The 23,707-nt window shown below is 73.1% G+C and carries 18 protein-coding genes and 1 pseudogene; 9 read left to right on the top strand and 10 right to left on the bottom strand.

All coding sequences use genetic code 11. From position 1 onward, the window contains the following. Positions 1 to 56 precede the first annotated feature (56 nt). Complete coding sequence (locus ACFVFR_RS12340) at positions 57 to 680, top strand: DedA family protein (RefSeq protein WP_383700216.1); 624 nt, start codon at positions 57 to 59, stop codon at positions 678 to 680. Between the two features lie 65 nt (positions 681 to 745). Here the strand turns inward: ACFVFR_RS12340 and ACFVFR_RS12345 are convergent, their stop codons facing one another. The 3 genes from ACFVFR_RS12345 to ACFVFR_RS12355 all read right to left on the bottom strand — a co-directional run bounded on the left by ACFVFR_RS12345 (position 746) and on the right by ACFVFR_RS12355 (position 5,794). After that, a complete protein-coding gene (locus ACFVFR_RS12345; RefSeq protein WP_383700218.1) occupies positions 746 to 1,585 on the bottom strand; it encodes an HAD family hydrolase in 840 nt (279 codons plus the stop codon). Next, on the bottom strand, positions 1,582 to 4,530 hold the full coding sequence (locus tag ACFVFR_RS12350) for a phosphoribosyltransferase (protein ID WP_383700380.1): 2,949 nt from the start codon (positions 4,528 to 4,530) through the stop codon (positions 1,582 to 1,584). Before ACFVFR_RS12350 ends, ACFVFR_RS12345 begins: the two co-directional genes overlap by 4 nt. 91 nt (positions 4,531 to 4,621) lie before the next feature. Next, positions 4,622 to 5,794 carry an HpcH/HpaI aldolase/citrate lyase family protein gene (locus ACFVFR_RS12355; RefSeq protein WP_383700220.1) on the bottom strand — a complete coding sequence of 391 codons (1,173 nt, stop codon included), beginning with the start codon at positions 5,792 to 5,794 and terminating at the stop codon, positions 4,622 to 4,624. A 217-nt stretch (positions 5,795 to 6,011) separates the two neighbouring features. On the opposite strand from ACFVFR_RS12355, the gene ACFVFR_RS12360 reads away from it, so the two are divergent. Further along, complete coding sequence (locus tag ACFVFR_RS12360; protein WP_383700222.1) at positions 6,012 to 6,962, top strand: TerD family protein; 951 nt, start codon at positions 6,012 to 6,014, stop codon at positions 6,960 to 6,962. 31 nt (positions 6,963 to 6,993) lie between these two features. Here ACFVFR_RS12360 and ACFVFR_RS12365 read toward each other — a convergent pair whose 3' ends face one another. The 6 genes from ACFVFR_RS12365 to ACFVFR_RS12390 form a co-directional block, all read right to left on the bottom strand. Continuing rightward, the gene (locus tag ACFVFR_RS12365) at positions 6,994 to 7,725 is read right to left on the bottom strand and encodes a Tellurium resistance (RefSeq protein ID WP_383700224.1); all 732 of its coding nucleotides are present in this window, start codon (positions 7,723 to 7,725) and stop codon (positions 6,994 to 6,996) included. Between the two features lie 103 nt (positions 7,726 to 7,828). After that, positions 7,829 to 8,977 (bottom strand): DUF475 domain-containing protein, encoded by a 1,149-nt coding sequence (locus ACFVFR_RS12370; protein ID WP_383700225.1) that lies wholly within the window; start codon positions 8,975 to 8,977, stop codon positions 7,829 to 7,831. Positions 8,978 to 9,026: 49 nt separating this feature from the next. Then, positions 9,027 to 9,602 carry a TerD family protein gene (locus ACFVFR_RS12375; protein WP_383700227.1) on the bottom strand — a complete coding sequence of 192 codons (576 nt, stop codon included), beginning with the start codon at positions 9,600 to 9,602 and terminating at the stop codon, positions 9,027 to 9,029. Between the two features lie 238 nt (positions 9,603 to 9,840). Further along, on the bottom strand, positions 9,841 to 10,416 hold the full coding sequence (locus tag ACFVFR_RS12380) for a TerD family protein (RefSeq protein ID WP_383700229.1): 576 nt from the start codon (positions 10,414 to 10,416) through the stop codon (positions 9,841 to 9,843). A 180-nt stretch (positions 10,417 to 10,596) separates the two neighbouring features. Further along, positions 10,597 to 11,055: a peroxiredoxin gene (locus tag ACFVFR_RS12385; protein ID WP_383700231.1), complete on the bottom strand. Its 459-nt coding sequence runs from the start codon at positions 11,053 to 11,055 to the stop codon at positions 10,597 to 10,599. Between the two features lie 120 nt (positions 11,056 to 11,175). Further along, the gene (locus ACFVFR_RS12390) at positions 11,176 to 11,616 is read right to left on the bottom strand and encodes a DUF3052 domain-containing protein (protein WP_383700233.1); all 441 of its coding nucleotides are present in this window, start codon (positions 11,614 to 11,616) and stop codon (positions 11,176 to 11,178) included. Positions 11,617 to 12,088: 472 nt separating this feature from the next. Here ACFVFR_RS12390 and aceE point away from each other — a divergent pair, with 472 nt between their 5' ends. Further along, a complete protein-coding gene (gene aceE / locus ACFVFR_RS12395) occupies positions 12,089 to 14,836 on the top strand; it encodes a pyruvate dehydrogenase (acetyl-transferring), homodimeric type (protein ID WP_383700235.1) in 2,748 nt (915 codons plus the stop codon). 116 nt (positions 14,837 to 14,952) lie between these two features. Here the strand turns inward: aceE and ACFVFR_RS12400 are convergent, their stop codons facing one another. Continuing rightward, positions 14,953 to 15,378 carry a peptidase inhibitor family I36 protein gene (locus ACFVFR_RS12400; protein WP_383700237.1) on the bottom strand — a complete coding sequence of 142 codons (426 nt, stop codon included), beginning with the start codon at positions 15,376 to 15,378 and terminating at the stop codon, positions 14,953 to 14,955. Between the two features lie 625 nt (positions 15,379 to 16,003). Here ACFVFR_RS12400 and ACFVFR_RS12405 point away from each other — a divergent pair. The 6 genes and pseudogenes from ACFVFR_RS12405 to ACFVFR_RS12430 all read left to right on the top strand — a co-directional run. Beyond that, positions 16,004 to 16,645 (top strand): annotated as a pseudogene (locus ACFVFR_RS12405) (TetR family transcriptional regulator); the annotation flags it as partial. Between the two features lie 570 nt (positions 16,646 to 17,215). Beyond that, a complete protein-coding gene (locus tag ACFVFR_RS12410; protein WP_383700239.1) occupies positions 17,216 to 18,442 on the top strand; it encodes an alpha/beta hydrolase in 1,227 nt (408 codons plus the stop codon). Between the two features lie 96 nt (positions 18,443 to 18,538). Continuing rightward, complete coding sequence (locus tag ACFVFR_RS12415; protein ID WP_383700241.1) at positions 18,539 to 19,438, top strand: DUF4429 domain-containing protein; 900 nt, start codon at positions 18,539 to 18,541, stop codon at positions 19,436 to 19,438. Between the two features lie 103 nt (positions 19,439 to 19,541). Then, positions 19,542 to 21,002, top strand: a complete 1,461-nt coding sequence (locus tag ACFVFR_RS12420; protein ID WP_383700243.1) for a histidine kinase — start codon at positions 19,542 to 19,544, stop codon at positions 21,000 to 21,002. 79 nt (positions 21,003 to 21,081) lie between these two features. Then, on the top strand, positions 21,082 to 21,762 hold the full coding sequence (locus ACFVFR_RS12425) for a response regulator (protein ID WP_383700245.1): 681 nt from the start codon (positions 21,082 to 21,084) through the stop codon (positions 21,760 to 21,762). 572 nt (positions 21,763 to 22,334) lie between these two features. After that, positions 22,335 to 23,570, top strand: a complete 1,236-nt coding sequence (locus ACFVFR_RS12430) for an alpha/beta hydrolase (RefSeq protein ID WP_383700247.1) — start codon at positions 22,335 to 22,337, stop codon at positions 23,568 to 23,570. Positions 23,571 to 23,707 lie beyond the last annotated feature (137 nt).

Here is a 23,707-nt window from a genome sequence, read left to right on the forward strand (position 1 = left end):
GGCCGGGCGGCGCACCCCATGGTCCCGGGCGGGGCCCCGTTTCTAGCGTTCCGGGCATGACGGATCGCATCACCGACTGGGCAACCGGTCTCATGGACACCCTGGGAGCGCCGGGCGCGGGGCTCGCCATCGCGCTGGAGAACCTGTTCCCACCACTGCCCAGCGAGGTGATCCTGCCGCTCGCCGGGTTCGCGGCCAGCCAGGGCGACATGAACCTGCTGGCCGTACTGGTCTGGACAACCGCCGGATCGGTGGTGGGGGCGCTCGCGCTGTACGGGGTGGGCGCGCTGCTCGGCCGGGACCGGGTGGTCGCGCTCGCCGAGCGGCTGCCGCTGGTCAAGGCGGCCGACGTCGCCCGGACCGAACGGTGGTTCGTCCGACACGGCACCAAGGCGGTGTTCTTCGGCCGCATGATCCCCATCTTCCGCAGTCTCATCTCGATCCCGGCGGGCGTCGAACGGCTGCCGCTGCCCGCCTTCACCGCCTTGACCACACTCGGCAGCCTGCTGTGGAACACGGCGTTCGTGCTGGCCGGGTACGCCCTGGGAGAGAACTGGGAGGACGTGTCCGACTACGTCTCGGTCTACTCCAAGGGCGTGCTGGCCGCCGCCGCCCTGGCCGTCCTCGTCTTCGTCGCCCTCCGGCTGGTGCGGCCGGGCCGGGGCCGCCGGCGCGGCTGAGCGGCGGGGTGCGGGGGGCGGAGTGTGGGGCGCCGCGGCCCCGCACCCCGCCGTGGCGGGCCCCGTCAGGCCCCGTCCGCCGCCTTGTGGAACGCGCGCAGGATCTCCTCGCCGGCGGCGACCCCGCGCGCGGCGAGCGCGGTCACGTGCGGCGCCGTCCAGCCGGCCGTGGCCAACTCGCCGTGGCCCGGGCGCCATCCCTGGTCGGCGGCGAGCAGCAGGTCCGCGTCGAGCAGCGCGTCGCCGGCCGCCAGCACCCGCCGGGCCCCGGTACGCCGCGCCACCTCAGCGACGGCGGCGCTCTTGGTCAGCGGGCGCGGCACCACGTACACCTTGCGGCCCTGGAGGGACACGTTCCACCCGCGCTGGTCGGCCCAGTCGGTCAGCTCGCGTACCCAGCCCTCGGGCAGCAGCGCGCGCTCGACCACCAGGTAGGCGAACAGGTCCTCCGCGACGCGCTCCTTCAGCAGCCAGGCCGGGTCGGCGGTGGCCAGCAGGTGGGCGCGCACCTCCGCGAGGCCGGCGCTGGTCTCGCGCAGCGTGCGGCGTACGGTGCGCTGCCAGTCGGCGTCGCTCGCGCCGTCCACCAGCAGGTGGCCTCCGTTGGCGCAGACCGCGTAGCGCGGCGGCGGACCGGGCAGGTGGATGCGTCCGTACTGCTCGCGGGTGCGGGTGGTGGCCGGGACGAAGGTGGCGGAGGTGGCCAGTTCGGTCAGCAGGGCGGCGGCGGTCTCGGTCAGGTACGACAGCGGCCTGGCCTGGTAGACCTCCACGCACAGCAGGCGCGGGGCCCGCGCGTCGGGCATGTCCAGATCGAGCGCGGCGGCCGAGTAGATCAGCGTCCGGTCCAGATCGCTGGCGACCAGTACGGGGCCGGCGGCCGTGCCGGCGGTGGGGGCGCTCATCGGGTCACCGCCCGACCGTCGGCGCCGGTCGCGCCGCGCGTGTAGCGCGGGTGGATCAGCCCGACGCAGGTGTACGGCAGGTCGTCGACCTCCTCCACCGGTACGCCGCGCTGCTCGGCCAGCATGCGCACGTGGTCCAGGTCGGGACCGGCGCCCCGGCGCGCCAGGACCTTCCACGGCACACGCCGCAGCAGCACCCGGCTGGTCTCGCCGACGCCCGGCTTGACGAGGTTCACGTCATGGATGCCGTACGCCTCGCTGATCCGCTCGACGGCGGCCCAGCCCGCCCAGGTGGGAGCCCGGTCGGCGGCGGCGAACTCCTTGGCGTCCCGGGCGGCGGCGTCGGCCACCTCGGCGAAGCGGGCGGTGATGGTGTCCAGGAAGACCGCGGACAGGTCGACGTCGGCCAGTTCGCGGTAGAACTTCGCGCCGTGGAACTGGCCGGGCCCCACCAGGTCCGCGCGCAGCACGGTGCGCGAGACGAGCCCGGAGACCGTGGAGTTCAGGCACGCGGAGGGGATCAGGAAGTCGTCCCGGGTGCCGTAGGTCGCCACGCACCCCCCGGGGTCGGCCAGCACGGCGACGCGCGGGTCGAAGCCGCGCGCGCCCTCCGCCTCCTCGGACGCCTCGAACTCCGCGATGGCGGTGGCCAGTTCGCGGGTGATGGCGCCCTTGCCGGTCCAGCCGTCCACGAAGACGACGTCGGCCGGGTCGTGGTGGCGGGCCAGCCAGCGCAGCGCGGCGGTGTCGATGCCCCGGCCGCGCACGATGGACAGGGTGTAGTGGGGCAGGTCGACGCCGTGCGCGTGCTGGGCCCAGCGGCGCATCAGCACACCGACGGGCGTGCCCGCGCGGGCCAGCGAGACCAGCACGGGGCGCGAGGCGGGGCCGCGCCCGGGCCGCAGGTGGTGCTCGGCCAGCAGCGTCTCGGTGACGGCCCCGACGGCTCGCGCGATGCGCGCGGCCGAGGTCTGGAGCGCGGACCGGAACAGGTCCTGGTAGGCCGCGCTGGGCTGGTACTCGATGGGCAGCGACTCGGCGTAGTGCGCCCCGCCGCCCTGGATCGCCTCCTCGCGCTCCTCGGTCGGCGCCTCCAACGTCACCGCGGAGAAGTCCTGGAGCAGCCAGCCGACCTCGTCGGCGGCGTACGAGGAGAAGTCGGGCCCGCGAAGCGGCTCGTGCATGGGTGACGCCTGTCGGTCGGGCACGCCGCCTGGCGTGCGGGGGGCTGGGGAGGTACGGGACGGGGCGGCCGGGGCCGTGGCGGGCACCGGGCGGACGGGGCCGGGCCGAACGGGTTCGGGCCGGGTGGCGGCGCGCGGGGTCGGGCCGGTGGGCTCGGACCTCGCGCCGTTCGGGACGTAGGACGGCAGGACGGTGAGGACCAGCCGTCGGGTGTGCGCGGCCAGCACGTCGAGCAGTCCGCCGGGCGCGTGCAGGGCGGCCGTGTCGGCGGTCGAGTCCAGCACGAGGAGGACGGCGTCGAAGCCGCGCCCCGGGTCGAGACCGGGTGCCACGTTGTACGCGAAGCGCGGGCCGGGTCCGTCGGCCGGCGCGTCGTGCGCGGGGAAGGTGAGGCGGGTGCGGATGGCGTAGCCGGGGTCGTCCAGCGCGAGGACCGGCGAGCGGGTCGTGGTGGAGTACCGCACCTCGGGCACCGCGCCTGGGCCGCCGACCCCCGTACCACCGGCGGCCCCCGTGGCACCGGCGGCCCCCGCGTCGCCGGTGTCGGCCGCCACCGCGCCGGCCGTCCGCGCGAACTCCGCCCGCAGCGCGTCGGCCAGCCGCAGCGGCGCGTACATCAGTTCCTCGAAGCCAAGCACGAGCACGCGTGGCGCGCGGGCGTCCGCACGGGCCGTCGGGGTCACGGAGGACGCCGGGGTCACGGTAGTCCCGGGGGCGGCCTCCCGTGGGTGCAGGGCCCGCGCGAGGCGCCGCGCCATCTCGGGCAGCGCGGCGTCCAGGGTGCGCCGGTGCGCGGGCGTGAAGCCGTGTCGGCCGCCGTCGGGCAGCTGCCGGGGCCAGTCCAGCTCGACCCGCACGGCGGCGGGGTGGCCCGCGCCGGCGGCCGGCGCGGACCCGTCGGTGGAACGTGCGGCGCCGAGGGGATCGCGCGCGGGCGCGCCGGTCCCGGCTCCGGCCGACCCCGCGGGCTCCACGCCCGTCCCCGTGGCGCCGGTGCCCGCCTCGTGCGCGGCCACCAGGGCCTGGCCACGGGCCAGTACGTCGGCGGGCAGCCGCACCGTGCCGGCCGCGAGGGCCACCAGGTCGACCCGGGCACCCAGCGAGGCGGCGAAGCGCTCCAGTTCGGCGCGGTCGGCGGCCGAGCGCATGTCCACCAGGGCCACCACCACGTACCGGTCCCTCGGGAACCTGTCGTGCAGCGTACGGATCGTGTTGAGCACCGTGCGACCGGTGGAGAACTCGTCGTCCACCAGCACCAACGGGCCGTCCCCCGCCAGCAGTTCGGGGTCCTCGGGCAGCAGCAGGTGCGAGGTGGCGTGGCTGTGCTCCTCCTCGAAGCCGCCCACCGGCGCGACGCCGGCCACCGGTCGGCGCGTCGAGTGCAGGTACGGGGCGAGCGCGAGTCCGTCCGCCACGCTGTGGCCGAGCCCCGTCGCCGTCTCCGCGTAGCCGAGCACCACCGCGCGCGCCGCGTCCGCCTCACCGAGCAGCGCGCGCACCCGCTCGCCGAGCCGCACTCCGGCCCCGTAGACGACATCGGGCCGTTGCGGCACGTGCTTGCCCAGGACGTTGGAGACCAGCAGATGCGCCCGGCGCGGGTTGCGGCGCAGCGCGAGCCCGAGCAACTCGCGCAGCCGCCCGCCCGCCACGTCCCCGCCGCCGTCCGCCGCTCCCCCGTCGGCGACCGCCCCGGGCGCACCGTCCGGCGCGTCGTCCAGACCGACACCGAGCTGGTCCGCGACCCACTGACCCGACCACATCACGCGCTGCCCCACTCCGTCGTCCACTCCTGCCCACCCACGTCACACGTCATCGCTTCCGCCCGCACCACACCCGCCGCGCCCCGGGGCCTCAGTCGGCCGGGGGCAGTCCCGCCGAGAGCAGCTCCACGAAGCCCACTCCGGCGCGCGCCACCCCGAAGACCTCGGCACGCAACAGCGTGCGCTCGGCCCAGGCGCGGTGCGGCTTCACCTCGTTCATCTTGTTGGTGTACGCCGAGCGCAGCACCCCGCCGCCCAGCCGCTGCGGCTGGAGGATGTCGACCGCATCGCTGTACTCCTCGTGGCTGACGACCGACAGCGCGTGCACCGGGACCACGTGGGTGGGGTGGATGCAGGTCTTGCCCTGGAGGCCGTTGGCGCGGTCGAGTTCGATCTCGCGCAGCAGTCCGTCCATGTCGTGCTCGATGAGCGCGGTCCGCAGCGCCTCGGCCTCGCCGGTGAAGGGGCTGCGTCGAAGCTGCGGCTTGAACATCCGCTCGTGCGGCTTGAAGTACTCCCACACCGGGCCGGTCACGGTGAACCCGGTGCCGTCCGCGCGACCGAGCACGTTGACCACGTCCGCGATGACGGAGGCGACCAACTGCACATCGTAGGCCGTCATGTCGGGCGCCCGGCGCAGCCCGTAGGCGGAGCAGAAGTCGGTGACGCCCAGCCGCAGGGCCAGCACCCGGTCCCGGTACTTGTCCACGGTGCGGGCGATGCCGCCCAGCGTCTCCGCGCGGGACTCCAGGTGGAGCAGCTCGGGCGACTCCAGGACCGGCATCGCGTACAGCCGCCGGTCCAGGGCCGGGCCGCAGGAGACCAGCGCCTCCAGGAACGGTACGCCCCGCTCCTCGGTGAACTTGGGAAGTACAAAACCAGACAGCAAACGCACCGATTCACCGAGTCGACGCACCAGGTCGGGAATCTGCTCGGCGGCCCGGACCCGGATGAACAGCAGGGGCAGCGTCGCGTCGTCCTCGCGTGCGGCGAGCGTCGCGAACTGCTGGACCAGGTTCTCCTCGCCCTGCGCCACCTCGCTGTCGTCGATCGAGTCCTCCAGGCACAGCACCATGGAAACCACGCCTCGACCTGCCTGTTTGACGATGGCATCGGCAAGGTTGAGGCGTGTGGCGGGGCTGTAGAGAGTGGCTCCGAGCGCGACGGCGAGGGTGCCGGCCGGCGCGTCTGGCGTGAATTCGGCGGGCTCGCGGTGGAAGAGGTCCTTCCGCACTTCTGCCGACAGATATCCGAAATGACGCATGTAACTCCCAAAGCTGCCGCAGCCCTCCGACGGCCCGACTGGCCGGAAGCGTGGCCGATAATCGTACGACCCATGCAGGTCAAGAGTTCCCCAAGTACGTGAAAGTCCGGTAACTCACACACGTACGCAGGGTGTACTCGCTCCCCGTAGCGCCGAGATGGTCATCGCGTAACCCCCGCGTTGTTCCCGCCCCCCTCGGGAGGGCAGGATTGCCACCATGACGCACGCGATGTCGAAGGGGTCGAACATCCCGCTGCCGGCGACGGCCGTACGGGCGGTGCTGCGGTGGACACCGGGGCCCGACGTACCGGACGTGGACGCCTCGGCCCTGCTGCTCGGCGCCGACGGGCACGTGCGCTCGGACGAGGACTTCGTCTTCTACAACCAGCCGCGCCACCCCTCCGGGCTCGTGCGGCACCTGCCCAAGAAGCGGCTCACCGAGAGCCTCACGGACACCATCGAGGCCGAGCTGGCGCCCCTGGACGAGGGGGTGAACCGCGTGGTGCTCGCCGCCTCCGCCGACGGCGGCCCCTTCGGCCGGGTCCGCGACCTGTCCCTGCGGCTGTACGACAGCGCGGCGCCTGACGGGGCCGAGCCGTTCGCGGCCTTCGACGTCGTCGCCGAGACGGGCGAGGAGACGGCGCTGATCTGCGGCGAGCTCTACCGGCGCGGCGACCGCTGGAAGTTCCGCGCGCTCGGCCAGGGCTACGACTCGGGCCTGGTCGGCCTCGCCACGGAGTTCGGCATCTCGGTGGACGACTCCGAGGCGTCCGCCGCGCCGGAGCCCGCCGCTCCCGCGCCCCACCCCGGCAGCGACCCGAACGGGGTGACCGCGCCCGTGCCGGGCCCGGTGCCCCCACCGCCGGTGGGCGGCTACGGCTTCCCGCCGCCCCCGCCCGCGCCGCCGACAGCGCCGCCGTCCGTCTCCCCGACCGCCCCGCCCCAGCCCGTGGCCGCGCCCTCCTACGCGCCGGTCGGCGGGCACGGCGGGCGACACGACCCCCAGTGGGCCGGCCAGCCACCACACCCCCCGGTGCCGCCGCGACAGCCGTCCTACGGCTATCCGCAGCACCCGGCGTACGGCTACCCGCAGCACCCCCAGCCGGTGGCACCGCAGCAGACGTTCCAACTTCCCCCGCAGGGACCGCAGTTCCAGCGGCGTCACTGAGCGCCCGGCCCCGGCGCGCCGGGAGGCCCGCTCAGGCCTTGGCCTTCTTGTAGCCCCGGCCCCACTGGAGCCCCCAGCCGTAGAGCCGGTCGAGCTCGGCCTGGAAGCCGTAGACGTACTTGACCTCGCGACGCACCACGATCTCGCCCTTGATGTTCTCGATGAGCACCACGGCGCACGAGCGCGCCTGCGGGGCCCGCTCGTCGAGGGTGATCTCGATGCGCGGTCCGCTGCTGGGGTAGAGCGTGACCACCCCGTGCGTGCGGTCGAAGGCGGGCGTGCCGTCGTAGATGTAGACGAAGACCAGCAGCCGGCTGAAGTCGTCCTTGTGGTCCAGGTTGATGTACACGGTCTCGCCGGAGCCCGAGCCGAACCGGTCGTCACCGCTGAGGTGGACGTAGGGCGACTCGTTCAGCGATCCGAAGAAGTCGCCCAGCGGCTGCACCACGCCCTTGCTGCCGCTCTGCATCTCGTACATGCACGCCAGGTCGAGGTCCACGTTGACCATCGCCGGCCCCTGCGTCTGCACCATCTCCGGCTTGAACATCTGGAGCGGGTTGCGCCACAGCTTGCGGCGCGGCCTGGCGTTGAAGTCGGTGGTCCGCATCTGCCAGGAGAGGTTGACCCGCAGGTTGCCGGTGGCCGCGCCCTGTTTGGTCAGCGAGATCGTCGGATTGCGCCGGGTCAGCTCGATCGCGCCGGAGGCGCCACCGCTGTCGAAGACCTGTCGCGCGCCCTGTCCCCAGCCGTTCCACAACGGCATCGCACCCACCCCCATGTCGAGTCACTCCACACTGACACGGGGCGGGCCACGAGGTGTCACCTCGTGGCCCGCCCCGTAGAAGCGTTCCGCATCCGAGCCCGGGTCACACTCCGGAGGTGACCTCGGACTTCTCGTTCGAGCCAGCCGAGCCGTCGCCCTCCGCCGCCAGGCGACGGTTGCGCAGCACGGAGGAGTAGAACGAACCGGCGATCAACGCGACGCCGATGCCACCGGTGATGACCTCGTGGATGTGCCACTTGATGGTGACCAGCAGCAGCGCGGCCAGCGCGCCGATCGCGTAGTGCGCGCCGTGCTCCAGGTAGACGTAGTCGTCCAGGGTGCCCTGGCGGACCAGGTAGACCGTGAGCGACCGGACGTACATGGCACCGATGCCGAGGCCGAGCGCCATCCAGAAGATGTGGTTGGTGACCGCGAACGCGCCGATCACACCGTCGAAGGAGAACGACGCGTCCAGCACCTCAAGGTAGAGGAACATGAAGAACGCGGCCTTGCCGGCGAGGCCGACCATGGTCGGCTCCTTGCCCGCCTTCCGGGCCTCCTCCTCGGCCTCCTGCTCGCGCTCCTCCTCTTCTTCGAGCTTGTTCTCGAAGTGCCCAGAGAGTCCGCCGACGATCAGGTACGTGATCAGGCCGGCGATGCCCGAGAGCATCACCGTCGCCGCCTTGTCCACGTGCCCGCCGCCGTGTTGGGCGGCCGTCTCGGCCCAGGTCGTCGCCGCGACCAGCAGCACGATCAGGGCCACGCACACCGAGAACCCGTCGATCTTGCCCAGCCGCGACAGCGGACGCTCAAGCCAGCCGAGCCACTGGTGCTCACGCTCGTCGAAGATGAAGTCGAGGAAGATCATGAGCAGGAACATGCCACCGAAGGCGGCGATGGCCGGATGCGCGTCCGTCACCAGCTGCTCGTACTTGTCGGCGTCGTTCATCGCCAGCTTGACGGCCTCGATGGGCCCCATCTGGGCGGTGACGGCGACGATGACGACGGGGAAGACCAGTCGCATACCGAACACGGCGATGATGATGCCGACACTGAGGAAGATCTTCTGCCAGAAGGCGTTCATCTTCTTCAGCACGCCGGCGTTGACGACCGCGTTGTCGAAGGACAGCGAGATCTCCAGGACCGAGAGGATCGCGACGATCGCGAACGCCTCCCAGCCCCAGAAGATCGCGGCACAGGCGAGTCCCGCGGCGGTTACGCCGAAGGACCAGCCGAAGGTTCTCAGGAGCACTGGCCACCCAATCGTGTGTGAGGGGTCCCCCGCGCGCTCGTGCGCGGTTTTACGAAACGTTGACCCCGAAGTCTAGAGCGATGCCGCGTAGACCCGACGCGTACCCCTGACCGACGGCACGGAACTTCCACTCGCCGCCGTACCGGTAGACCTCGCCGAAGATCATCGCCGTCTCGCTCGACGCGTCCTCGCTCAGGTCGTAGCGCGCCAACTCGCTGCCGTCGGCCTGGTTGACCACGCGGATGAACGCGTTGCTCACCTGCCCGAAGCTCTGGCCCCGGGCGTCGGCGTCATGGATGGAGACCGGGAAGATGATCTTGTCGACCTCGGTCGGGACCTTGGACAGGTCCACGATCAGCGACTCGTCGTCGCCGTCACCCTCGCCCGTGAGGTTGTCGCCGGTGTGCTCGACGGAGCCCTCGGGGCTCTTGAGGTTGTTGTAGAAGACGAAGTACTCGTCCCCCAGCACCCGACCCGACCGGCACAGCAGCGCGCTGGCGTCGAGGTCGAACGGCGCGCCGGTGGTGGAGCGCGCGTCCCAGCCGAGCCCCACCAGCACCTGGGTGAGATTCGGCGCGGCCTTCGAGAGGGAGACGTTGCCTCCCTTGGCGAGCGTTACGCCCATGTTCTTGTGTCCTCCCCGATGTCACGGCGCTGGGTACGGCTCGCGCTGCACCACCGCACTACTCGTACTGCACGCCCCACAGGTCACGCCAGTACTGCTCGTTCTACTCGTTGTGCTCGTTGTGCCCGCTGTGTCCAGCGGCCCCAAGGCGTCCGGCGCCGCACTCCCGGGGTGAGTCGGGCCCCCGCCGGAAGGCCGGGGGTGTGCGGCGCCGGATGCGCTACGACGAACGTGCCGGTCAGACGTTGACGCCGAAGTCCTGCGCGATGCCGCGCAGGCCCGACGCGTACCCCTGGCCGATGGCCCGGAACTTCCACTCGGCACCGTTGCGGTACAGCTCGCCGAAGACCATCGCGGTCTCCGTCGAGGCGTCCTCGCTCAGGTCGTAGCGGGCCAGCTCGACGTTGTCGGCCTGGTTGACGACGCGGATGAACGCGTTGCGCACCTGGCCGAAGCTCTGCTGGCGGGTCTCGGCGTCGTAGATCGAGACCGGGAAAACAATCTTGGCGACGTCAGCCGGGACACCGGCCAGGTTCACCTTGATCTGCTCGTCGTCGCCCTCGCCCTCACCGGTGATGTTGTCACCGGTGTGCTCGACGGAGCCGTCGGGGCTCTTCAGGTTGTTGAAGAAGACGAAGTTCGCGTCGTTGTCGACCTTGCCCTCGGCGTTGGCCAGCAGCGCGCTGGCGTCGAGGTCGAAGTCAGTGCCCGTGGTCGTACGGGCGTCCCAGCCGAGACCGACGATAACGGCGGTCAGGTTAGGGGCTTCCTTGGTCAGCGAGACGTTGCCGCCCTTGCTGAGGCTGACTCCCACGAGTCCTCCCGGGTGAGTTTCGTCAGGAGCACATCGTGCCCCCGTCATACGGTTGCCATCGGATCAACGTTTTGATCCTAGTGAGCGGTTCCCCGCCAGCGGTACGACCGTGCGTCGCCCGCCGGGGGTGTCGCGCCTGATCCGCCGGCCCGCTCGGCCGTGGCGGGGCGCCCGGAGGGTCTAGAGCCGCGCGAGCGCCGTGGCGTACTCCCGCGGGTCGCGGGCGTCGGCCAGGCCGTGGACGACCGACCAGCGCACCACACCCTCCTTGTCGATCACGAAGGTGCCCCGCAGCGCGCAGCCCCGGTCCTGGTCGAGGACGCCGTAGGCCGAGGCCACCTCGCCGTGCGGCCAGAAGTCGGAGAGCAACGGGAACCCGAGGCCCTCCCGCTCGGCGAAGACGCGCAGGCTGAACAGCGAGTCGCTGGAGACCGCCAGAAGCTGGACGTCGTCGTTGACGAACGTGGGCAGCTCGTCACGGAGCGCGGTCAGCTCGCCGGTGCACACACCGGTGAAGGCGTACGGGTAGAAGACCAGCACGACGTTCTTCTCACCGCGAAACTCCGAGAGCGTCACCAGCTCGCCGTGCTGGGTCCGCAGCGCGAATTCCGGCGCCTTCGCGCCGACCTCCACGGCCATGTGCCGACGTCCCTTCGCAACAGCTCGACAGATCGCGTCCACCCTACGCGCAGAGCCCCCGCCCGACCGTCGTCGGATGGGGGCTCTCGCCATGGCCTCGGGACGAGGCCACCGACGACGTCAGCGCTTGGCCGAGCGAGCGGACTTCGGGGTGACCAGGCGGCTGCCGCTCCAGTCCTTCCCGGCGCTGATGCTCCTGGTCTGGGACAGACCGGCGGTCGTCGCGGACTCGCCGATGTCACTGGGCTCCACGTAGCCGTCACGCCCCGTCTTGGGGGTCAGCAGCCAGAGCGAGCCACCTTCGTCGATCATCGTGGTGGCGTCCACGAGCGCGTCGGTCAGGTCGCCGTCGTCCTCTCGGAACCACAGCACCACGGCATCGGCCACGTCGCCGTAATCCTCGTCGACGAGCTCAGTGCCGGTGAGCTCCTCGATGCCCTCACGCAGCTCCTGATCCACATCGTCGTCGTAGCCGATCTCCTGGACCACCTGCCCGGGCTCGAAACCCAGCCTGGCGGCCGGATTGGTCCGCTCCTCCGCGTGGTCCGCGGTCGCGCTCACGGATTGCCTCCTGTCATCCTGCAGAAATTGTCTTGATCGCCTCGCGCGTACGCGGGGCATTGGGCGTAGTCCACACGTGCCGGGCGGTTCGCGCAAGTACCCGGCTGCCGATCCCGCCCAAACGTTGACGACTCGCCGCAACTCACATCCTGACGCCACGACCATAAGTGATTCAAGACACAGGCTTATGTCCGGCTTGCGAAGTTGTTTCCCGCCACTGCGGCATTCGGGGTCGAACGGCCGTACACCGGGGACTTCCATAGTGGGCGTATGGTTGCGATTTGGCCGTCGCCTGTCGCCGGGCCGCCCGCGCCCGTCTCACCCTGTGGTGGTTACCGCTGAGTAGAGATGACGTACTCGCACACCGCGGTACACGATGGAGGACGGCGCGATGGCAGGACCAGTTTGAAGACCGCGTGCGCAGCAGCACTCACGTGCCGAGCACGACACGACAGAACAGCGAAGGAACAGCGTGGCTTCCGGATCAGATCGCAACCCGATCATCATTGGCGGCCTTCCCAGCCAGGTCCCGGACTTCGATCCCGAAGAGACCCAGGAATGGCTCGACTCGCTCGACGCAGCCGTCGATGAGCGAGGCCGGGAACGCGCCCGCTACCTGATGCTCCGCCTGATCGAGCGCGCCCGCGAAAAGCGGGTTGCCGTGCCCGAGATGCGCAGCACGGACTACGTCAACACCATCGCGACCAAGGACGAACCGTTCTTCCCCGGCAACGAGGAGATCGAGCGCAAGGTCCTGAACGCGACCCGGTGGAACGCGGCCGTCATGGTCTCGCGCGCGCAGCGTCCCGGCATCGGCGTCGGCGGCCACATCGCCACCTTCGCCTCCTCCGCCTCCCTGTACGACGTGGGCTTCAACCACTTCTTCCGGGGCAAGGACGCCGGCGACGGCGGCGACCAGATCTTCTTCCAGGGCCACGCGTCGCCCGGCATCTACGCGCGCGCGTTCCTCCTCGACCGGCTCAACGAGCACCACCTCGACGCCTTCCGCCAGGAGAAGTCCAAGGCCCCCTACGGCCTGTCCAGCTACCCGCACCCGCGGCTGATGCCGGACTTCTGGGAGTTCCCGACCGTCTCCATGGGCCTGGGCCCCCTGGGCGCGATCTACCAGGCGCGGATGAACCGCTACATGGAGGCGCGCGGCATCGCCGACACCTCCTCCTCGCACGTGTGGGCCTACCTGGGCGACGGCGAGATGGACGAGCCCGAGTCGCTGGGCCAGCTCTCCATCGCCGCCCGCGAGAACCTGGACAACCTGACCTTCGTCGTCAACTGCAACCTCCAGCGCCTCGACGGCCCGGTGCGCGGCAACGGCAAGGTCATGCAGGAGCTGGAGTCGCAGTTCCGTGGCGCCGGCTGGAACGTGATCAAGCTGGTCTGGGACCGGAGCTGGGACCCGCTGCTCGCGCAGGACCGGGACGGCGTGCTGGTCAACAAGCTGAACACGACCCCCGACGGTCAGTTCCAGACGTACGCGACCGAGACCGGCGCCTACGTGCGCCAGCACTTCTTCGGCGAGGACCAGCGGCTGCGCGCCATGGTCGAGAACATGACCGACGACCAGGTCCTGCACCTGGGTCGCGGTGGCCACGACCACCGCAAGATCTACGCGGCGTACGCGGCGGCCAAGGCGCACAAGGGCCAGCCGACCGTGATCCTCGCGCAGACCGTCAAGGGCTGGACGCTCGGGCCGAACTTCGAGGGCCGCAACGCGACCCACCAGATGAAGAAGCTCACGGTCGAGGACCTCAAGCGCTTCCGGGACCGGCTGCACCTGCCGATCGCGGACAAGGAGCTGGAGTCGGGCCTTCCCCCGTACTACCACCCGGGTCGCGACTCCGAGGAGATCCAGTACATGCACGACCGCCGCAAGGCGCTGGGCGGCTACGTGCCGACCCGTGTCGTGCGCGCGAAGCCGCTGCCACAGCCGGCGGACAAGCTCTACGCGGCGGCCAAGAAGGGCTCGGGCCAGCAGTCGATCGCCACCACCATGGCCTTCGTCCGCGTGCTCAAGGACCTGATGCGGGACAAGGAGATCGGCAAGCGCTTCGTGCTGATCGCCCCCGACGAGTACCGCACCTTCGGCATGGACGCGTTCTTCCCGTCGGCCAAGATCTACAACCCGCTGGGCCAGCAGTACGAGTCCGTCGACCGCGACCTGCTGCTCGCGTACAAGGAGTCCCCCACCGGTCAGATGCTGCACGACGGCATCTCCGAGGCGGGCTGTACGGCGTCGCTGATCGCCGCCGGCTCGGCGTACGCCACACACGGCGAACCGCTGATCCCGGTGTACGTCTTCTACTCGATGTTCGGCTTCCAGCGCACGGGTGACCAGTTCTGGCAGATGGCGGACCAGCTCTCGCGCGGTTTCGTGCTCGGCGCGACCGCCGGGCGTACGACGCTGACCGGTGAGGGTCTGCAGCACGCCGACGGTCACTCGCAGCTCCTGGCCTCGACGAACCCGGCGTGCGTGGCCTACGACCCGGCGTACGCGTACGAGATCGCGCACATCGTGCAGGACGGTCTGCGCCGGATGTACGGCGAGACCGCGGACGGCCAGCCGGGTGAGGACGTCTTCTACTACCTCACCGTCTACAACGAGCCCATCCAGCACCCGGCCGAGCCCGCCGACGTGGACGCCGAGGGCATCCTCAAGGGCATCTACCGGCTGAAGGCGGGCGAGCGGGGTGCCATCCCGGCGCAGATCCTCGCCTCCGGTGTGGCGGTGCCGTGGGCGCTGGAGGCCCAGCGCATCCTGGCCGACGAGTGGAACGTCACGGCGGACGTCTGGTCGGCGACCTCCTGGAACGAGCTGCGGCGCGACGCCATCGCGGTGGAGGAGCACAACCTCCTGCACCCCGAGGAGGAGCAGCGCGTGCCGTACGTGACGCGCAAGCTCAGCGGTGCGCAGGGCCCGTTCGTGGCCGTCTCGGACTGGATGCGCGCGGTGCCCGACCAGATCGCCCGGTGGGTGCCGGGTCGGTACCAGTCGCTCGGCGCGGACGGCTTCGGCTTCGCCGACACCCGTGGCGCGGCCCGTCGCTTCTTCAACATCGACGCCCAGTCGATCGTGCTCGGCGTCCTGACCGAGCTCGCCCAGGAGGGCAAGATCGACCGGTCGGCCCTCAAGCAGGCCATCGACCGCTACCAGCTCCTGGACGCCACCGCGGCCGACCCGGGCGCGGCGGGCGGCGACGCGTAGCCCCTGCCGCCGGGCGCCCTGGGCGCCGGGTGGACGAGGCCGGGCCGGACGGGGTGACCTGTCCGGCCCGGCCTCGTCGTGTGCGGTGCCGGGCCCTTCGTCGGCGGCTTCCGGGGTCAGCGTTCCCAGATCTTGATCGCGCGGATCTGGTAGGGCGACTGGGCGAGTCGGGTGCCGCTGCCCTTGCCCGGATAGGTCTCGAACTCGCCGGTCTCGGTGCACTCGTCGCTCTGGTAGACGGTGACCGGGCGGCCCGTGCGGTTGGCCAGCGACTGCGCACGGGTGCCGGCCGGCAGGGGGACGCAGCTCTCGATGTCGGTGTCCGACAGTTCGTGGGTGTGGCGCTGGCCCGTGAAGCCGGGCCGCTCCCACAGGCAGAGCTGGCCCGCCGCGCAGGCGGCGGACCCGTCGCCGGTGTGCGGCGTGCGCGGCTGCTGGGCGCTGGCCGGCGTCAGGGCGGTGGTCAGGGCCGCTACCGCGCCCATCGCCGCCAGCGTCGTCAGCGCGCGGGCCGCAGTGCCCCGCTTGGTCGTCGTTCGCATGGTGGTACTCCCCGTGTCCTTGGCTTCCGGGCGGGCCCGGTGGCCCGCCTCGCGCGGGGCGGCGGCGTGGCCCGGGTGGGGCCGGTGCCGTCGCTCCGTGATCGCAGCCTGGTGGGTCGCGGGAGGGGGTGCCAAGGGCGGAACGGCGACGTGACCCGGATAGGGGACAGCCGTGCGGGTTTGATCGCGGCCGGGCCGTTCGCGTGCGATGTTGACGCCGCGTGATGGTCAGGGCTGAGCCTGACGTTCCAGCTCAGACGGCCGCCGGGAGGTGCGCCCGCTCCGGTCGGCGTGCGCTGGGGAGGCGGGGCGTAGCGCTGCGTAGTCACCCGAACGGGGGATGCCGGCTGGCTTCGGCGCGCGAGGTTCCCGCCCTGGCGACCGGCCGGGCCTCGGTCGGGCGGACGGCGCGGGTCGGGGGCGGTGCGCGCGGGGCTGGGTATTGTGATCCGCCCCGGACCGCGCGCTCGCGTGGCCGGGCGCACCGCCGGGCGCACCGTGGACGGCCCAGGGGCGCGGCACGCGTGGCAGCGGTGGCGGCGCGGTCCGGCCGTGGCGCGCGGGGCGCCGTCGAGCGGTGTGCGAACGATGACGAGCCCGCCCCCGCGAGGAGGAGAGCCACCAGGTGACGACGGATCGGGCCACGCCCCCCACCGGACTGCGGCAGCGCAAGAAGCAGCGGACGCGTGACGCGCTCTCCCGCGCCGCCCTCGGGCTCTTCGTCGAGCACGGCTACGAGGAGACCACCGTCGACGCGATCGCGGAGGCGGTCGACGTCTCGCAGCGCACGTTCTTTCGCTACTTCGCGAACAAGGAGGAAGTGGCCTTCTCCGTCCAGGGGTTGGCCGAGGCGCACTTCCACGCGGCGGTGCTCGCCCGGCCCGCGCACGAGGCGCCGCTCGCCGTGTTGCGGAACAGCGTCTCCGCCGCCTGGGAGGACATCGGCGAGGCCATCCAGGAGGTGGTCCCCCTCGAACTCCACATGCGCGCCTACCGGTTGATCGAGTCCACGCCCGCGCTGCTCGCCGCGCACCTGCGCCGCAACGCCGAACTGGAGGCCCGGTTCGCCCGGGAGATCGCTCGCCGTGAGGCGGTGGACCTGGACACCGACCCGCGGCCACGGGTGCTGGTCGCCGCGTTCGGCGGGGTCATGCGGGTGGCGGCCAAGGTGTGGAGCGAGGGTGACGACTGCACGATGGCCGCGGTCCGGGACCTCATCGAGTCCTATCTGGACCAGCTTCCCCCCGCGCTGGCCGACGACTGGCGGCGGCCCTCCCCCGTGCCGGACCCGCGCCCGACGTCCGCGCCCGCCCGACCGCCCCTGCCGACTCCCCCGCCCCTCGCGACCAGCCGCGTCACGGGCGCGCTCGCCCGCGCGAGCACCCCGGCCCACCACGCGTCCGCCCCAGCGGGCCACGCGCCCGCCACCGGCGCGCACGCGCCGCCCGGCCACGCGTCGGGCGCGACCGACCCGCGACACGCGTGACGAGCGGGCCGGCACCGGAGACGGGGCACCGGCCCGACGGGGTAGCGGGCTCCGGGCGACCCCGGTGGCCCTGACGGCCCGGACGCCCCTCGTGGCTGTGGTGGGGGCGCGTGGAACGCCCCCCGCCCGGCCGGCCGGCGGGCGCCTCCACGGCCGGCCCGGCGGCGGCGCGGTGGACCACTCAGAGGGGCAAACCGCCAGAAACCACCGACCGGCGCGGCGGATGGGCGTTCGGGACGCGCCGGAAGAGCGGAGGAAAATCACCCTCTGCGGTCAATTGTCCCTATTCAAACGTGAGATGGCTCACGCGTTTTGGCGGCCGTCGCCCCGCTTCTCCTAGGGTGGCTCGCGGTGACTTCCTTTCCGGAGCTTGGCTCCCCCTCTCCCCTGTCATGGGCCTACACCGCCACGACCTGGCGTGCGACGCTCGCGCTGGTCGTGGTTCTCGTGCTGCTGGCCACCAGCGGCTGGATGGTGGCCCGACAGCTCGGAGCCGGGCCCGACCCGTTGAGCGCCTCGCTGGCCGCCTGGGGCAAGGGGTCCGTCGCCGGGCGGCCCCTGCCGGACGCCCAGACCCCGCCCCGCCGCCTGGCCCGGTTCTTCGACTCGCTCACCGGCGCCCAGCGCGCCGGGCTGGCCCGGCGCTACCCGCTCGCGGTGGGCAACCTCAACGGCGCGCCGGTCCGGCTGCGGTACCGGGCCAACCGGCTGGCGCTGCGCGAGGCCAGCCAGGTGGAGCGCGAGCGGACGCGCGACCAGCGGCTGACGCCGTACGGGCGACACGAGGCGGAGCGACGGCTGCGCCGCTTCGGGTCGCTGTTGGGTGCGGGTCGGCAGATCCTGGCCTTCGACCCGGCCGGCTCCGGCCGGGTGGCCGAGGTGTACGGGAACCTGGCAACCGCGCGCCGGGTGTCGGTCGTGGTACCGGGCGTGGACACCGACCTGCTGACCTTCGAGCGCGCCGGCCAGCCCTACCGGGCGCCGGTCGGCATGGCGCGCGCGTTGTACGCGGCCGAGCGGACCACCAGCCCCGGGACCAGGACGGCCGTGATCGCCTGGGCCGACTACACCAGCCCGGCCGGTATCGGCATCGACGCCGCGACCGGTGCGCGCGCCGCGGACGGCGCGCGCCGGCTGCGGGCCACGCTCAGCGGGCTGCCGGGGCGCTCGCGGACCGAGGTCGCGCTGTTCTGCCACAGCTACGGTTCGGTGGTGTGCGGGGTCGCGGCCGACGACCTGCCGCCGACGGTCACCGACATCGCCGTCGCCGCGAGCCCCGGGATGCGTGCCGAGAGCGTCCCCGACCTGGACACCTCGGCGCGCGTCTGGGCCACGCGGGACGCCGGCGACTGGATCGCCGACGTACCGCACGTCGACATCGTCGGGTTCGGGCACGGGGCCGACCCGATGGCCTCCGGCTTCGGCGCCCGGGTGCTGTCCGCTGACGGGGCGGTGGGGCACGCGGGATACTTCGAGCCGGGGACGACGAGTCTCGCCAACTTCGCCAAGGTCGGTGTCGGCGCGCTCTCGTCGGTGAGTTGTGGGGGCGGTGACGCCTGCACCGCGGGCCTGACCTGACCGCGGACGAAGTCGTAAGGGGCGCCAAACAGAGGTTTGACGCGCGTAGCGCACCAAAGGGGGACGGGCGGGCGACCGCAACATACGATGAGCCACATGGGTGATGTGCTGACCGGATTTCACACGGTCTGGGAGTTCGACACCGACTCCGTGCTCATCCGCTTCGAACGGGGGATTCGTACACCGAAGCTGCTCCAGGCGCTCGGTGAACGCCGCATCCCCTACGAGGCGTTGGCCGGAGTCGAGCTGACGCCTGGCAAGCGCGGAACGGTGGTCCTGCGCGCGGTGCCAAGGCCCGGGGCCGATCCGCTGATGGACGCGGCGGACGGACAGCTCAAGGAGAACTGTGACCCGTACCGGCTGGTGCTGCCCGCCGAGCGGGAGACGCTCGCCGAGTACTACGCGGACGAGATACGGGCCGTGCTCGGTCCGGACGCCGGGGCGCCCGCCGACGCTCATCTGGTGGCCGCGCCGCCGCCACCGCTGACGTTCAAGGCGTACGACGGGAAGGCGACCTTCGACGGCTCCTCCGTGATCTTCCGGTGGTTCTGGACGGGGGCGTCCTCCGCCAAGTGGAAGGCCGGTGACCAGCGGTTCCAGGTGGCGGAGCTGGCCGGGGTGGAGTGGCGGTCGCCCGAGGTGTTCAACGGGCACCTGCGGCTGGTGGCGCGCGGCGCGGACGGGGCCGAGGCGGGGGCCGCCGACCAGAATCCGGCCGCCGTCGTCTTCGGCATGGGGTACGGCCTGGTGCACGACTCGTTGCCGTTCGCGGCGGCGGTGCTGGCGGCCGTCCGCGCCGCCGGGGCGGGCGGCGGCGGATCGCACCCGCACGGGGCGCCGGTGTCGGGCCCCGTGGAGACCCAGCAGGTCGCGGCCCGGCCTGATCCGGCGCACATCGCCGACCGCATCCGCCACCTGGGTGATCTGCACCAGGCCGGGCTGTTGACGGACGACGAGTTCACGGCGAAGAAGGCGGAGCTCCTGGCGGAGCTGTGAGCGGCGGTGCCCGGCGCCGCCACCGGCCGCCGGGCGCGCGCCACCCCCCGCGCGGCGCCAGGGCGGGACGGCCCGGCGGGCCAGGTCATACGCTGGGCGCGTCATGCCCACAGCACCCGCCACCCCCGCACCGCACGACGAGCAGCGCCCGAGGTCGATACGTCGCCGGGCGCGTGCCGTGGCCGAGCGCACGCTGCGCGGCGCCGTCCACGACCTGACCACACCCACTCCCCGGGCGCGGCGCGCGCACAGCGAGCGGCGCCGGGCGTGGTGGCTGCCCCACGTCCTGCTCGGCGCGCTCACCGCGATCCTGCTGCCGGTCACCGGGACGGTGTTGACCAACACCTACGGCCTGCACCCGGCGGCGGCCGGCATGCTGGCCATCGCGCAGGTCACGCCGCTGTTGCTGGTGGTACGCCAGCCGCTGCTGGCGTGGTGGATCATCTTCCCGGCCGACGTCGTGGGCGCGTTCGCGCTGCTGGCGGTGCCCGACCTGGAGCAGTCCTGGCCCTGGACCGCGACGGTGATCATCGGCTACCTGCCGCTGTCGCTCGCGCTGGGGCTGCGCGAGGGGCGGCGCACGCTGACCACCATCTGGCTGCTGTCCGGGGTGGCCGGCGCCCTGTTCGAGCTGATCTCACAGCAGCGCAGCGACGGCTCCGCCGTGCTGCTCTTCGTGCTGAGCGGCATCGCGCTGCTGGTGGGTGGCGCGTTGCGGGAGCGCCGGGTGGCCCAGCGTCGGCTGGCCGAGGTGGAGACGATCAGCGAGGCGGAGCGGGCCCGCCGCACGCTGCTGGAGGAGCGGGCCCGTATCGCCCGCGAGCTGCACGACGTGGTGGCGCACCACATGTCGGTGATCACCGTGCAGGCGGACAGCGCCCCGTACCGCATCGAGGAGCTGCCGCCCCGGGCGCGCGAGGAGTTCGCCACCATCGCGGCCACGGCGCGCGACTCGCTGACCGAGATGCGGCGACTGCTGGGCGTGCTGCGGAGCGACGGTGCCGGTGGCGACCCCGAGCGCGCGCCGCAGCCGGGCCTTGACCGGGTGCCGCAGCTCGCGGAGGCGACGTTGCGGGCGGGGGTGCCGGTCGAGTACGAGATCTCCGAGGAGGTGTCCCGGCTGGGCCCGCTCCCGCAGGCCGTGGAGCTCTCCGCGTACCGGATCGTGCAGGAGGCGTTGGCCAACGTTGTACGGCACGCGCCGGGCGCCACCACCCGCGTGTCGCTGACCACGGCCGACGGCGAACTGGGCGTGCTGGTGATCAACTACGCGTCGCCCGAGGCGGAGCCGACACCGCTGGAGACCACGGGCACCGGGCACGGGCTGGTGGGCATGCGCGAGCGGGTGCGGCTGGTCGGCGGGTCCGTGGACATCGGGCCGCTGCCCGACGGCGGCTTCCGCGTCGCCGCGCGGCTGCCGCTGACCCCGCCGGCCACGGTGGAGCCGGGAGTAGCCGGATCGGACGCGGCCGGGTCCGACACGGTCGCCGGCCGGGTGGACGGCCCCGGGGCGTCGGGGCGGGATGTCGCCCCCCGTCCCGCGCCGCCCACGCCCGACGACTAGCCTCCGCAGAGGGCTCACGGCGGGCCCGTACGGCGGCCGGCTGCGGCATGGCCCGCGAGACGAAGGACTCCACGAACCCATGACCACCCGTGTGATCATCGTCGACGACCAGGCCATGGTGCGGGCGGGCTTCGCCGCGCTGCTGGCCGCGCAGAGCGACATCGACGTCGTCGGCGAGGCCCCGGACGGCCGACAGGGGGTCGAGGTCAGCCGCACCACGCACCCCGACGTGGTGCTCATGGACGTCCGGATGCCCGAGATGGACGGCCTGGAGGCGGCCCGCCAGCTCCTGTCGCCGCCCCCGGGGGTCGTGCACCGGCCCAGGGTGCTGATGCTGACGACGTTCGACGTGGACGACTACGTGTACGAGGCGCTGCGCGCGGGTGCCAGCGGCTTCCTCCTGAAGGACGCGCCACCGGCCGATCTGATCTCGGCGGTGCGGATCGTCGCGCGGGGCGAGGCACTCCTCGCGCCGTCGGTGACCCGGCGCCTGATCGCCGACTTCGCCCGGCAGCGCCCGGCCCCGCGCCGCGACCCGGCACTGCGGCTGGGCGGCCTGACGCCCCGTGAGACCGAGGTGCTCGAACTGATCGCCCGGGGCCTGTCGAACACGGAGATCGCCGCGGCGCTGGTGCTGGCCGAGCAGACCGTGAAGAGCCATGTCGGCCGGGTGTTGGCCAAGTTGGGGCTGCGGGACCGGGCGCAGGCCGTGATCTTCGCGTACGAGTCGGGCCTCGTGGCCCCCGGCGACGCCCCCTGACCCGCCCCGCCTCCCGCCGGCCCGGCCTCCCCAGCCGGGCCCGACGCCGAGCATGCCCGGGCGTGGGCGTGGGCGTGGGCATGCCCGCCTATCCCGCGCGTGCGCCTCGGGCACGCTTCCCGCGTATGACGCGCTGACCTGCGTCGACGGGGGCGACCCCCTACCCCGGTAGCACGTCGAGGTACCGGGGAGGCAGCCGCGCTTTGGCTCTCCGGCGGGACGTGCGCCGACCCGTTCGCTTCCTACCTTCACCCCGCCAGACGGTCCGCACCAGGCGCCGTCACGGGACGAGGGAGCGAGCGGCGATGGGGCAGCGCGGGCGGTACGACCGGGCACGGCGGCACGGCGACGGGCGCACCGGCCGGGGCGCCCCTGATCCACGACGGGCCGCGCCGGCTCGGCCCCGTCCGGCGCCCGACCTGGCGCACGCCGACGCGTTCGGCCCGACGCTCGCGGCTCCCGCCGGCCCGGCCCCGGGCGGCCCGACCCCGTCGGGTGCGGCCACCGACCGGCGCGGGTGGTGGCGCCGGCGGCGAGCACGGCGCGGGCCGGGGCGCGGGCGGCGCACGCTGGTGGCCGCCGCGCTCGCGGTCACCACCGTGGCCGGCACGGCCGGTTGGGCCGTCGCGCACGAGCAGCCCGCCGTCACCGGCCCGCCGCCGGGTGCCGCGGCCTGGCGCGCCGACGGTTCGCTGGGCCGCGCGCTGCCCGACCCGGCGAGCGCCTCGCCCGCCGCCGTGGCCCGCTTCTTCGCCGACCTCAGCGGCGCCGAGCGGCGCACCCTGGTGGCGCGCCACCCGCTGGTCGTGGGCAACCTGGACGGCGCCCCGGTGACGTTGCGCTACGCGGCCAACGCCCGTGCGCTGGCGGCCGAGCGGGGGCGGGAGCTGGCCCGCGCGCGGGATAGGGGGCTCACCACGCAGGGTCGCGAGCGCGCCCGCGACCGGGCCGACCACTACGCCGCGCTGCTCGCCGGCGGCCGTCACATCCTCGCCTTCGACCCGCGCGACCGGGGCCAGGTGGCCGAGGTCTTCGGCGACCTGACGCGGGCCCGCCGCCTGGCGGTCATCGTGCCCGGCTCGGACATCGACCTGGCCGCGTACGCCACCGGCTCCCCCGCCGGCACGCCCGCGACGGGCGGCCCGGGTGCGCGCGGCGGCGCGGAGGCGTACCGAACGCCGGTGGGGATGGCCGGGGCGTTGCGGTCGGAGCTGGTCCGGCAGGCCCCGCGCACCGGCACCGCCGTCATCTCCTGGACCGGCTACTCCACACCGGTGGGGCTGGGGCTGGACGCCGCGACGGGGCGGCTGGCGCGGGCGGGCGCGCCCCGGCTGGAACGGTTCCTGGCCGGGCTCGCCTCGGCCGACGGGGCGCCCGCCGCGCCGCCGGCCGTGTTCTGCCACAGCTACGGCTCGGTGGTCTGCGGGCTCGCCGCGCACCGGATCGGCGCCGACGCCTCCGACCTGGTGGTGTTCGGCAGCCCCGGCATGCGCGCGGACAGCGCGGCCGACCTGCGGACCCGGGCGCGGGTGTGGGCGGCCAGGGACGGCTCCGACTGGATCGGCCGGGTGCCGCACATCGAGCTGTTCGGGCTCGGGCACGGGGCCGACCCGGCCGGTGGCGACTTCGGCGCCCGCCGGCTGTCCACGGCGCGGGTCGAGGGCCACGCCGGATACCTCGCGCCGGGTACGGAGTCGGTGCGCAACTTCGCCCGCCTCACGCTGGGCGACTTCGGCGCGGTGCGCTGCGCGGTGGACGCCGACGCCACCGAAGCCGACGCCCGGGAGTGCGTCGATGACCTGCTCTGAGCCGACGCCCCCCGCCGCGCCGAACCGCCCGCCCGCACCGGGCCGACCGACCGGACCCGGCGCTCGGCGCGGGCCCACCGCGCCAGGTGAGCTGAACGCGGCGGGCCGGCCGGGCGGGGCCGGTGAGCTGGCCGGGG

The organism is Streptomyces sp. NPDC057702 (genome assembly GCF_042799315.1).
GTDB lineage: Bacteria > Actinomycetota > Actinomycetes > Streptomycetales > Streptomycetaceae > Streptomyces.

Bases quoted from the DNA above. Each gene is read 5' to 3' on its own strand.
- ACFVFR_RS12365 (WP_383700224.1), bottom strand. From the start codon at position 7,725: ATGCCGTTGTGGAACGGCTGGGGACAGGGCGCGCGACAGGTCTTCGAC.
- ACFVFR_RS12340 (WP_383700216.1), top strand. From the start codon at position 57: ATGACGGATCGCATCACCGACTGGGCAACCGGTCTCATGGACACCCTG.
- ACFVFR_RS12355 (WP_383700220.1), bottom strand. From the start codon at position 5,794: ATGCGTCATTTCGGATATCTGTCGGCAGAAGTGCGGAAGGACCTCTTC.
- ACFVFR_RS12350 (WP_383700380.1), bottom strand. From the start codon at position 4,530: ATGTGGTCGGGTCAGTGGGTCGCGGACCAGCTCGGTGTCGGTCTGGAC.
- ACFVFR_RS12415 (WP_383700241.1), top strand. From the start codon at position 18,539: ATGGGTGATGTGCTGACCGGATTTCACACGGTCTGGGAGTTCGACACC.
- ACFVFR_RS12385 (WP_383700231.1), bottom strand. From the start codon at position 11,055: ATGGCCGTGGAGGTCGGCGCGAAGGCGCCGGAATTCGCGCTGCGGACC.
- ACFVFR_RS12360 (WP_383700222.1), top strand. From the start codon at position 6,012: ATGACGCACGCGATGTCGAAGGGGTCGAACATCCCGCTGCCGGCGACG.
- ACFVFR_RS12375 (WP_383700227.1), bottom strand. From the start codon at position 9,602: ATGGGCGTAACGCTCGCCAAGGGAGGCAACGTCTCCCTCTCGAAGGCC.
- ACFVFR_RS12345 (WP_383700218.1), bottom strand. From the start codon at position 1,585: ATGAGCGCCCCCACCGCCGGCACGGCCGCCGGCCCCGTACTGGTCGCC.
- ACFVFR_RS12425 (WP_383700245.1), top strand. From the start codon at position 21,082: ATGACCACCCGTGTGATCATCGTCGACGACCAGGCCATGGTGCGGGCG.
- ACFVFR_RS12400 (WP_383700237.1), bottom strand. From the start codon at position 15,378: ATGCGAACGACGACCAAGCGGGGCACTGCGGCCCGCGCGCTGACGACG.
- ACFVFR_RS12420 (WP_383700243.1), top strand. From the start codon at position 19,542: ATGCCCACAGCACCCGCCACCCCCGCACCGCACGACGAGCAGCGCCCG.